This window comes from Bacillus sp. ISL-4, assembly GCF_018613275.1.
Classification (GTDB): domain Bacteria; phylum Bacillota; class Bacilli; order Bacillales; family DSM-1321; genus Peribacillus; species Peribacillus simplex_E.
On record NZ_JAGGQN010000002.1, the window covers coordinates 42,794 to 54,366 of the forward strand.

10 protein-coding genes and 1 pseudogene are annotated in these 11,573 nt (G+C 41.6%); 8 read left to right on the forward strand and 3 right to left on the reverse strand.

Translation table 11 applies throughout. From position 1 onward, the window contains the following. Nucleotides 1-131: 131 nt before the first annotated feature. From J7J00_RS01220 to J7J00_RS01230, 3 genes and pseudogenes are all read right to left on the reverse strand, one after another. Nucleotides 132-1,010 carry a MurR/RpiR family transcriptional regulator gene (locus J7J00_RS01220; RefSeq protein ID WP_286201125.1) on the reverse strand — a complete coding sequence of 293 codons (879 nt, stop codon included), beginning with the start codon at nucleotides 1,008-1,010 and terminating at the stop codon, nucleotides 132-134. A gap of 106 nt (nucleotides 1,011-1,116) precedes the next feature. Then, nucleotides 1,117-1,809, reverse strand: a complete 693-nt coding sequence (locus J7J00_RS01225; protein WP_214786918.1) for an N-acetylmannosamine-6-phosphate 2-epimerase — start codon at nucleotides 1,807-1,809, stop codon at nucleotides 1,117-1,119. A 31-nt stretch (nucleotides 1,810-1,840) separates the two neighbouring features. Next, a pseudogene (locus J7J00_RS01230) lies at nucleotides 1,841-3,369 on the reverse strand (maltose/glucose-specific PTS transporter subunit IIC). A gap of 405 nt (nucleotides 3,370-3,774) precedes the next feature. Between J7J00_RS01230 and J7J00_RS01235 the strand changes: the two are divergent. The 8 genes from J7J00_RS01235 to J7J00_RS01270 all read left to right on the forward strand — a co-directional run bounded on the left by J7J00_RS01235 (nucleotide 3,775) and on the right by J7J00_RS01270 (nucleotide 11,098). After that, nucleotides 3,775-4,080, forward strand: coding sequence for a DUF2294 domain-containing protein (locus J7J00_RS01235; protein WP_081113038.1), 306 nt, complete (start codon nucleotides 3,775-3,777; stop codon nucleotides 4,078-4,080). Between the two features lie 192 nt (nucleotides 4,081-4,272). Beyond that, the gene (locus J7J00_RS01240) at nucleotides 4,273-5,310 is read left to right on the forward strand and encodes an ABC transporter substrate-binding protein (protein ID WP_214786775.1); all 1,038 of its coding nucleotides are present in this window, start codon (nucleotides 4,273-4,275) and stop codon (nucleotides 5,308-5,310) included. Between the two features lie 21 nt (nucleotides 5,311-5,331). Next, entirely contained in the window at nucleotides 5,332-6,261 is a 930-nt protein-coding gene (locus tag J7J00_RS01245; protein WP_214786777.1) for a nucleoside hydrolase, read from the forward strand. A 24-nt stretch (nucleotides 6,262-6,285) separates the two neighbouring features. Further along, nucleotides 6,286-7,110 carry an ABC transporter permease gene (locus tag J7J00_RS01250; RefSeq protein WP_214786779.1) on the forward strand — a complete coding sequence of 275 codons (825 nt, stop codon included), beginning with the start codon at nucleotides 6,286-6,288 and terminating at the stop codon, nucleotides 7,108-7,110. A gap of 6 nt (nucleotides 7,111-7,116) precedes the next feature. Next, nucleotides 7,117-7,905 carry an ABC transporter permease gene (locus tag J7J00_RS01255; protein ID WP_076372201.1) on the forward strand — a complete coding sequence of 263 codons (789 nt, stop codon included), beginning with the start codon at nucleotides 7,117-7,119 and terminating at the stop codon, nucleotides 7,903-7,905. Nucleotides 7,906-7,919: 14 nt separating this feature from the next. Further along, nucleotides 7,920-8,984 (forward strand): ABC transporter ATP-binding protein, encoded by a 1,065-nt coding sequence (locus tag J7J00_RS01260; RefSeq protein ID WP_214786781.1) that lies wholly within the window; start codon nucleotides 7,920-7,922, stop codon nucleotides 8,982-8,984. A gap of 16 nt (nucleotides 8,985-9,000) precedes the next feature. Further along, nucleotides 9,001-10,719: an adenine deaminase gene (locus J7J00_RS01265; protein WP_214786783.1), complete on the forward strand. Its 1,719-nt coding sequence runs from the start codon at nucleotides 9,001-9,003 to the stop codon at nucleotides 10,717-10,719. 226 nt (nucleotides 10,720-10,945) lie between these two features. Beyond that, entirely contained in the window at nucleotides 10,946-11,098 is a 153-nt protein-coding gene (locus J7J00_RS01270; protein ID WP_155726505.1) for a hypothetical protein, read from the forward strand. Nucleotides 11,099-11,573 lie beyond the last annotated feature (475 nt).

Sequence of the window (11,573 nt, forward strand, 5' to 3'; positions counted from 1 at the left end):
CATAAAAATAGACGTCTTTTAAAGTGGACTGCACCCCAATTGTTAGTAACATCGAAGCAATTGGAGATGCAGTTTTTTTTTATGATTCGTGTATGGGTAAGTAAATGTACTTTTTACGGATCGTCCGAAAGTCAGTCTTTCTCGGTCAATACCTTCAAAGTCTTTTCCCTGATGCTTATCCTGTTTTTATAATCTTTAGCAACCAACTCTGTATATATTAAATCAAAAAGTAATAGCAGCGGAAGCAATGGAGAGATGTTTTGCCCCATATGCATGCTGTTCTTGCTCGTAACCAATAGCGATATATCGCCAAGCTGTGAGAGCTCGGAATTCTTATCTCCAGTAAAGATCAGGATGCGTGAGCCTTGCTTCTTTGCGATTTTAACTGCAGAAATCACTTCTTTCGTTGTTCCGGAAATGGAAATACCGATGACAACACTATTCTCGTTACTTAAAGCTGCATCCATCATTGACTGGTGGGGATCTGTAATAGCTTCAACAGTTAAGCCGATACGGAAAAACTTTGACTTGAACTCCTGGGCCGCTATACCTGAACTCCCTATTCCATAAACATGAATCTTATTTGCCTGTGTAAGGTAAGATACAGCTTTTTGGATATCGTCATATGTGGTTATATGAAAGGTATTGTCAATGATACCTAAGTGATCTTGATATAGTTTAGCGAAATAATCCACCTGCTTGATGTTCTTCATATTTTTCGGTGTATTTCGGAGATCCACGAACCGTTTTAACTCATGCCTGAATTCATTGAACCCGGAAAAGGCTAGTTTCTGGCAAAAACGCGTAATGGTTGCAGGTGAAATATGAAGCTTTTTAGCTATTTGACTAATGGTTAACTGACTTACTTCTTCAGGGCGCTGCAGAATGTAAGTGGCCAATTCTTCTTCTGTTTTAGTGAATTTGTCCATGCTGCACTCAATGCCATATATGAGGTTTTCTGCGAGATATTCCATTTGATCACCCATTTCAAATTTCTTATATGTATTCATAGTTTAATGTATCCATTAGGGGCGTCAATAACCTGAGGAACCATGAATCGTAAAAAAGACCCAAACTGTTGCCAGTCTGGGTCTTTTCATTACTATGTGCAACGTTTTATTCTTGGATAGCATCCACGAATCTTTTAGTGATTTGCTGCGGCCTGGTAATGGCACCGCCCACTACTACTGCATGGACATTCATATCCAATACAGAGCGGGCGATTTCTGGTGTTATGACATTTCCTTCCGCGATCACTTTCGCTTTTTTCACTGCTTTCACTATCTCTTTGAGCACAGCATAGTCATCCTGATATATTTTCTGGCCGAACGTTTCGTTTGTATAGCCGTATAAAGTGGGCGCTACGATATCGAATCCTAAATCGTCAGCGAATATGGCTTCCTCAATGGTGGATACATCCGCCATTAGTAAAACATCGGGATATTTTGTTCTTATTTCACCATAAAACTGCTTTAGCGTTTTACCGTCTGGTCTTACCCGGGATGTAGCATCCGTCGCAATGATTTCCGCTTTGGTTTCCATCAATGCATCAATTTCGGCCATGGTGGGAGTGATATAGACATCGTTTTGTCCATAAACCTGTTTAATGATCCCTATGACTGGAAGGTCCACATTTTTCTTGATTTCCATTATGTCAGCTACAGAGTTTGCGCGAATGCACTTTGCACCGCCTTCTTTGGCAGCAATGGCCATGCGTCCCATAATATATGAGCTGTGCAGCGGCTCATTTTCCAATGCTTGACATGATACAATTAAGCTTTTGTGAATTTTATCCAGCACCTGTTGCATGTTTAACACGTCCTTATCGTTATCTATGTTCTCAATGACCCAAGTATTCTTCCACTTCATTTTTGATGATCGTCACTTGGGGACCGTAAACTATTTGAATGCCATTTCCTTTTTTTACGACGCCTTTTGAACCGGTTTGTTTAATGACGTCCTCTTTCACCAATGATTCATCCTTTACCGTGACACGCAGACGGGTTGCACAGCAATCGACTATATCGATATTTTCCTGTCCGCCTAAACCATTGACGATGGTCTGGGTTCTCTCTGATGCGGTTACTTGTGTAACGGCGGCCTGTTCATCATCTTCACGGCCGACCACTTTCAAATTCTTCTTCCTGATCAAGAATTTAAAAGTGAAGTAGTATAGGAAAAACCATGGAATGCCGACTAGCAGTACATAAATCCAGTTTGTTTTACTGATACCCTGGAGTATCCCGAATAAAGTAAAATCAATAAATCCTCCAGAAAAGGTTTGACCGATCGTTATATTGAATATATCTGCCATCATGAAGGCAAGTCCATCAAACAAGGCATGAAAAACATAAAGGATCGGGGCGACAAATAAGAAACTGAATTCAAGCGGTTCGGTGATGCCTGTTAAGAAAGAGGTCAAGGCAGCTGAAAGAAGCAAGCCGGCCACAACTTTCTTATTTTTAGGTTTAGCGCAGTGATAAATGGCCAGTGCAGCGCCGGGTAAACCAAACATCATCGTGATGAACCGTCCGGACATGAACCGGGAAACACCTTCATAGTACTTGACGGTAGTCGGGTCGGCCAATTGCGCAAAAAAGATATTCTGGGTCCCGCTTACAATCTGCCCTTTAATCTCCATCGTTCCGCCTAAAGCTGTTTGCCAGAAGGGAAGGTAGAAAATGTGGTGCAACCCTAACGGCCCGAGCATCCGTAATATGAATCCGTAAAAGAAAGTCCCGATCGTACCTGTGCTCGTTACCAGCGCACCTAATTGGTTTATGAAAAGTTGGAAATAAGGCCATACGATAAAAAGCACGGCTCCAACCAAGATGGATGCGAAGGAAACGATGATCGGAATGAAACGGGAACCACCGAAAAACCCTAAAACTTGCGGAAGCTGAATTTTATTATATTTATTGTGCAAAAGTGCGGCAACGATACCAACTACGATACCGCCAAACACACCGGTCTCCAGTGTTTGGATCCCGACCGCCATTCCCTGTCCGGCACCTGCCAAATTCTCTTTGGCAAGTTCCCCGTTTATTTGAAGCAGGGCATTTATTGAACTGTTCATGACGAAGTAGCCGATCATGGCTGCCAGTGCAGCGGTTCCTTTATCCGAACGTGCCAGTCCTACTGCAACACCTACGGCAAAAATGACCGGCAAGTTGCCGAATACGATGCTTCCTGCAGAACTCATGATCGGGCCTGCAGCCAAGCAAAGTCTAAAAAAGGATAGGCCTCAACTGTATTTGGATTGGAAAGAGCACCGCCAATTCCCAGCAATAAACCGGCCGCTGGCAAAACGGCAATCGGGAGCATAAAAGATTTACCGAACTGTTGCGCTTTCTCAAAAGCTTTCTTCATAATAATTCCTCCCTCATTTAACGAGCCTTTGATACTCTCTATTTTTAATCGCTCTGTACTAACTATATTAAATCCAGATGATAGCGTTTTCAATACGATGCAAGGTTATATCAATTGTTTTCAATCCTGCGCTTATTTCTCTGAAAAAGTTTTCATTAATAGAAGTGCTGGATTGGATATAAAGTTATATAAATATATTGAAATCCCCATATGCTTATTTTTATAATTCGTGTATTGGTCAGTAAATGTACTATTTAATTAAAAAAAAACATTTTTTTGTTTGAAATCCGAATATTATCTTGTGCAATTAAAAAAAAGTATATATAATTACCTCAAACGATAGTTTGGCAGGTGATAGTCATCTTACCGATAAACTCTAACGAAACGAAGAAATTGCTTTCTCATATGTATAATGAGGTATCGAAGGAATTGTTCGGCTTTGGTACGACGCTGCTGAAGGTTACTGTTGAGCAGAATGTGATTACATTCCAGGCCAAACATCGACGTGCCCCGCGCTCTGAAGCTTTAGAAGGGGAAGTTCCCAGCCTGAAGCAGGAGGTTGACTTCCATATGTCCCTGCTTTATAAAAAGAAATTGAAACAAAAGCTGGAAACGCAAACGAATTGGGATATTGAAGCTGTCCTGAGGGATTATGACTCAGCGACGCAGCTGGCATTCACCAATATTGTATTGAAGGAAAAAATTATATAATCATATAAATGGATTTCCCTTCGGATATATCTGGAGGGAACGCCACAAGAGAACCAAATGATAAGTTTTATCTTTGTTTACAAAGAAAAGACAATCTTGGGTAGAATTTTAATTCTATTTAAGATTGTCTTTTTTTACATTTATATCAGTAAAAAGGAAATTTTAAACAATATAAAATTGGGGGTTTGAATGATGAAAAAAATATTGATGATGTTATCGCTTTTCACATTAGTTTTAGCTGCATGCTCTTCAAAAGAGGATGGAAAGGAAAAACCAGCCAAATTAGTCGTTTCCACATGGGGATTCGCCGATGATTTCTTCCGTCCGGAAGTCTATGAGCCATTTGAAAAGGAGCACAATGTCGAGATTGTCGTTGATTCAGGAAATAATGCAGATCGATTGAACAAAGTACGCCAAGCGAATAGCGACGTGGATGTTATCTATTTATCCGATTACTATGCACAGCAGGGCATCGATGAAGGGTTATTTGAGAAAATTGACGATAGCAAAATTCCGAATATTGATAATATATACGACAAAGCAAAAGCGCCGAATGGCGAGGACTTTGGACCAGCCTATACGATTGCGCAATTTGGCATTGCCTATAATCCTGATGAAGTGAGTAAACCGATCACCTCTTGGAAAGATCTTTGGAGCAAGGATTTGGCAGGGAAGATCACGATCCCATCCATCACTTCAACAACTGGACCGATGTTTTTGGATGCCGCTTCAAAAGTTAGCGGAAGTGAAGAGTTCAATGAAGATAAAGCCTTCGATCAAATGAAAAAGATCATGCCGAATGCGGTTAAGGAATATGGGCAAACATCAGAGTTCGTCAACATGTTTTCGCAAGGGGAAATCGCTGCAGGCCCGATCATGGAAATGTATTTTGGCGATTTACAGGAAGCCGTTCCTAATGCTAAGTTCATTTCTCCAGAAGAAGGCGGCTACGCAGTGATGAATACGGTGAATATTGTTAAAGCCAGCGATCAAAAAGAATTGGCCGGCGAATTCATGAATTACATCTTAAGCAAGGAAGTTCAGGAAAAATCAGCGAAAGCGAAAGTGGATTCTCCTGTCAATACGGAAGTCAAGCTCTCTGAAACGGAAGCGAAAGGCTTAACCTATGGAGATGACGTCATTAACAGCCTGCGTGTATTGGACATGAAGTTTGTAAATGAAGACTCTAAACAATGGATCGATCGTTGGAACCGTGAACTTACACACTAAGAAAGAAACGAGGTGTGCTTGATGAAGAGAAAAATGATTCTTGATGTGGATACTGGAATAGATGATGCGATTGGGATCATTCTTGCTGTTAAAAGCCGTCAATTCGACATATTGGCGGTAACAACAGTGAACGGGAATGTATCGCTTGATACGGCCACATTGAATACATGCAAAATATTGGATTTATTGAGTGAACAGGACATTTCAGTCATAAAAGGGGCCGATAGCCCAATTATCAGGAGCCCCTATTTTGAACACCGGATCCATGGCGAAGACGGGATTGGCGGAGCCTTGAAGGATGTGCCAGTCAAAAAGCAGCCTGATGATGGATTTGCTTCTGATTTCATCATCAATTCCATTTTGAATTTTCCTGGTGAAGTGACGCTTGTCATGACGGGACCTCTTACGAATTTGGCCTTAGCGGTGAAAAAATGTCCGCAAATCACCAAGCTCGTTAAAGAAGTCATTTTCATGGGCGGAGTTGTTCAAGGGGTTGGCAATGTCACGCCAACCTCTGAATATAACACGTATGTCGATCCTGAAGCAGCCAAAATCGTTTTACAGGCGGGATTCGCATCCATCACGCAAGTTGGTCTCGATGTCACGAGAAAGGTTCTATTGGGTGAAGAGCATATCCAATTAATTCAAAACGAAGCCCTTGCTGACTATATAAGGGAAAGTACATCAGATTATCGGAAAAGGTATTTTGAACGTAACGGTATATGGGCATGTGCGATGCATGATCCATTGGCTGTTGCGATTGCTTTGCAAGAAGATCTTGTCATCAGAGAAGAATATTATGTGGATGTTGAAACAAAGAGTGAGCTTTGTGACGGACAGATGGTTTGCGACTTTCAAAATAGGCTGATGAAGCCGCCAAATGCGCATGTTTGTCTGGATGTCGATGCGGAAGCGTTTTTCGACCTGTTTATTCGCATAATCAATTCTTAAATAATACGAACAGGGGGTTCCGAGGTGAAAAAACGCTATCTATACCTGTTGCTGTTTCCAGGCGTTCTATTTTTAACGATTTTCATGATCATTCCAATCCTAATGACGATTGGCACGACATTTTTTAATGAAAACGGCGGCTTTTCCATACAAGGATATCTCGATTTTTTCCAAGATCGATACTTTATTGAAATTCTGCTGACGACACTTAGGGTGAGTCTGTTCACGACAATCATTTGCATTCTATTAGGATTTCCAGCAGCTTATTATATTTCAAAACTGAAACAACGAAAAAAAGCCATCATGCTTTTACTGACGATCTTCCCGCTATTAACAAGCCCTGTGGTCCGCTCATTCAGCTGGATGGTGATTATCGGTAAAAACGGTGTGGTGAATAAATTGCTCATGAGCATGGGCTTGATTGAAAAGCCGCTGGATATTTTATACACGCCTACGGCCATCATCATCGGATTGGTCCATTTATTCCTGCCATTGATCATCGTGACGCTGGTGGGTGTGATGGAGAACATCGAGACTGACTTATTAAAAGCGGCGGAGAGCCTTGGAGCATCAAGGTTGGCAGTATTCTCAAAAGTGGTCATTCCGCTTTCGGTTCCAGGTTTGGTCATTGGCAGCATCCTTGTTTTTGTAGGGAGCTTCACTGCCTATACAACGCCTGCTTTATTAGGCGGGAAACAGCGGGTCATTTCGACATTTCTTTATCAAAACGCGATTACATTGAACGAATGGCAAGTGGCATCGATTGTCGCCACCATCATGATTGCGGTGACCGTCCTTATCATATCGATCATGAATGGTTTGGCAAAAAAATTAAATCCAAAGGGGTAGAGGTGTATGCAGGAAAAAAATCGAGGATTGGCCCTGTTTACTCTCCTGGTGTTCCTTTTTTTACTAGGGCCTTTGCTTATCATATCCGTTACGTCATTCGAAGGCGGAAATATTTTGAAGTTCCCGCCAGAAGAGTTTTCTTTAAGATGGTATGAAAATATTTTTAATGTGGAAATGTTTTTGGTCGCTTTTAAAACGTCCATCCTTGTTTCACTGGCAGGCAACCTTTTGGCACTGTTACTGGGAGTGCCGGCTGCCTATGCATTAAGCAGATTTGATTTCAAAGGGAAAAGCGTGATTAATGCATTTTTCGTTTCTCCCATATTAATACCGGGAATTGTGCTGGGCTTTGCGTTTTTACGTTATATTGTGGGGACTTATCAGCTTCCGATTTATGCGGCACTGTTTGTGGGACATACTGTTATCATGCTTCCGTTCATCATCCGCGTGATTTCTTCAAGCTTATCAAACTTTGACTTTTCCATTGAAGAAGCGGCGGAGAGTCTCGGAGCCAGTAAATTGGGCACATTCTTTACAGTCGTCCTTCCGAATATAAAATCAGGTATTCTTGCGGCAGTCATGATCGCCTTCTTGGAATCCTTCAATAATGTAGACATTTCAGTTTATATGACAGGCCCTGGGGTAAGTACGTTTCCGATTCAGATGCTGACGTATGTAGAGAACTACTTCGACCCTACCATTTCGGCCATTTCCGTATTACTCATGTTCATAACGGCTTTCTTCATGTTTATAGTAGAACGGCTCATGGGATTGTCTTATTTCACAAAACGATAAGGAGGTAATGATGGATGGCTTTATTCACTTTACAAGATATATCTGTAGCATATAACAAACAGAATATATTAAAAGATTTCAATCTTGAGATTGAAAAAGGGAAACTGGTATCCCTTCTTGGCCCGAGCGGCTGTGGGAAAACGACGACCCTGCGTTTAATTGCCGGGTTTTTACAGGCGAACGAAGGGAAGTTTTTATTCAAGGAAAAGGACTATACGAAAGTGCCCGTCAACAAGCGGAATTTTGGCTTTGTGTTCCAAAACTATGCATTATTTCCGCATTTGTCGATATTCGATAATATTGCATTCGGTCTTCGTCTGAGAAAGAATTCTAAAAGTGAAATTGAAAAAAAAGTAATGAATGTACTCGAAATCGTTAATTTAAAAGGGTTTGAAAAGAGATATCCCCAAGAGCTTTCCGGGGGGCAAAAGCAGCGGGTTGCGATTGCCAGGGCGCTGGTGATTGAACCGGACATCCTATTATTTGACGAGCCATTGAGCAATCTTGATGCCAACTTAAGGGTGAATATGAGGGTCGAGATTCGCCGTATCCAACAAGAGCTGGGGATTACAACGGTATATGTTTCCCATGACCAGGAAGAATGCTTTTCGATATCCGACCAGGTGGCGATCATGAATAAAGGGATCATCGAGCAGCTAAGTGATCCTGCGACCATTTACAAATATCCTGAAACCAAATTTGTCGCAGACTTCATCGGCTTCAAGAACTTCATTGACTTCGATAAGCGGACAGATCAGGACGGTAAAATTGAACTGAACAAATCCGGATACTCATTTGTGCTGCACAAGGATGCACAAATGACCAATACAACGGGAAAAATAGGCGCCATCAGGCCGGACGATCTGTGGATCAGGGAAAAAGATAACACTGGAGCTGTTCAGGAAAATAGTTTATCTGGCCGGGTTAAGGTAAGTACCTATCTGGGAAGAAGCTATCAATATGTCGTTGAAACTCCAATAGGGGATTTCACCGTGAACAAGGAAATGGCGGAATCCTATCGGACGGGTCAGGAAATCATCCTTGAAATTCCGAAAAACCAGATGGTGCTTGTTGACTAGCTTAGGAGGGTAAGTTATGCGAATGGATATGCTTGTAAGAGATATCAACGTGTTTAACAGCTATTTTAAAAGATTTATTAAAGGGAATGCAGCCATCAAGGATGGAAAGTTCTATTATATTGGAGACCGTGAATTGGATGCCTTCGATGCTGATACAATCGTTGATGGGCAAGGGAGGTATATGGTTCCAGGCCTGATCGATATCCATCTCCACATTGAAAGTACGATGGTGACGCCTGCGACTTTTTCCTACGGGTTAATCAAGAATGGCGTGACGACAATCGTGCCGGAACCGCATGAAATGGCCAATGTTTTCGGAATTTCCGGTGTGAAGGAAATGATCAAAGCGAGTAAAGATTGCGTAGCGGATATGTTTTATGCTATCCCGAGTTCCGTTCCTGCCACATCGATGGAAACAACAGGCGGTTCTATCGAAATAGATGATATAGATGAATTGATGCAAACTGAGGACATTATATGTCTCGGTGAGATCATGAATTACTATGAGGTCATATCCGACCCGGATTGCAAAACGAATAAGATTTTGTCCCATATCCGTTCCCGTTATCCAGATCTGATCATAGAGGGGCACGTTCCAAAGCTGCTCGACTTGGACTTGCAGAAGATTGTTTATGCCGGAGTGAATTCAGATCATACACACCAGACCGTGGAAGGGATGGATGCGAGGATCGCTGCCGGAATGTTCATTGAAATTCAAGAAAAATCAATGACTGAAGAAGTGATAGATTACTTGAAGGAAAATCAGCTGGATGAGCATTTCTGCTTTGTCACCGATGATGTCATGACCGACTCTTTCCAAAACAGGGGACATCTGAATGTCCTTTTAAAGAAAGCCATTCAAATGGGGATGACTCCGGAAAAAGCCATTTATGCATGCACCTATACACCTGCACAGCGGATGAGGATGTATGACCGGGGCGCCATTGCACCTGGAAAAACGGCAGATTTCCTGCTGCTATCGGACTTGGAAACATTTGAAATTGAACAAGTATACAAAAAAGGTGAGCTTGTTTATGAATCTTCACGGCCATATGTACAAGAAGTGAAGGAAAGACAATTTCCTGGGCATTTCTATCAAAGTGTGAAGCTAGCCGAACTTACGGAAAACGATTTTACCATCACAATCCCGGATATGCCTGAACGCAGCAAGTGCCGGATCATAAACGTGCAGAATGGTTCTACTTTCACATCTGAAACCCATGATCGTTTAGATGGGAAGAATGGTCAATTATGCTGGGAAGAAAGCCCTTATGGTTTAATCGCCACATTCGAACGATACGGAAAAAACGGTAATCGGGCGCACGGATTGATCACCGGTGATGTTTTGAAGCGTGGAGCGGTTGCCACAACCTATTCGCATGATAACCATAATCTTTTGGTGATTGGCCATAATAAGCAGGATATGATGATTGCCGCTAACGAAGTAATAAGGAAGCAAGGCGGAGTCTGCTGTGTTGAAGACGGCAAGGTCCTATCCATGATTCCTCTTCCGGTAGGTGGGATCCTTTCCGAAGAGCCAATGGACATCGTATCAAGGCAGGTTCAGCACCTGACAGATGCACTTAAATCGTTAGGCTACGAACATTATAATGTCATCATGTCATTAAGCACCTTATCGCTTCCTGTCAGCCCGGCCCTGAAAATAACCGACCATGGATTGATCAACGTGAATGAAGGGAAAACAGTCCCTCTCATAATGAGTGATGAAGCTTAAACCGCAAAGGGGATTATCCAATGGATAATCCCCTATTTTTAATGTCTAAACAGGCGTCAAATGTTAGTTGCACTTGCAAGACGCACGCTCTCTTATGGATAATTTAATTTTCATATAATTACCATATAGGTAAAAATATAATAAAATAGAGGGACAACAGAGGATAGAGTGGTAGGTCACAGTTTTACTTTTCCATCTAATGATAGATGGGGAAGGAGGTGGCCGCATGATTCATTTCTTATTGAACTTAATTACTGATATGGGTAAAGAGATATTTGTTGCTGTAGCAACCAGTCTTATCCTGTCTGTGTTCGCCAAGAAACGGAAAAAGAACCACTCATCCTCCCAAGATGGAAATGGTTCTTCTTCTGACGATTAAGTAAGTTAGTTGTGACCAAGTGTTAGCTTATTGGGCTGTTTTCAGTTTATGTTAATATAAGGATAACATACCCCCATTTTAAAGTGAATATTCAGACACTGAAAATGGAGTTACTTATGGGCTTGGCGCATTTTTGTATTCTTGATTGATCGACTCTTTTAATGAATGATTCAACTTTGGAGAACGTAAAAAATGAATTGACTCTTTCTTACTGATATGGTATATTAATTCCAATCTAAGAAAAGGTGTGGTGTTTTATGTCGGGAGTAGGTATCAACTAATTTAGTTGAATAAGGTATTTAATCACTGATATGTCAGTGGATTAAGTATGCCTTTTTTTACAGTGCAATTCTGCATTGTGAATACCTACCTTAAGACTGCTTCCTTTTCCATAAATCGTGTAACATGCAGGTGTTACGGCGAAAAGCATGGTGGGATTTGTCCTATCATGCTTTTTTGTGTACGCAGGTCTATT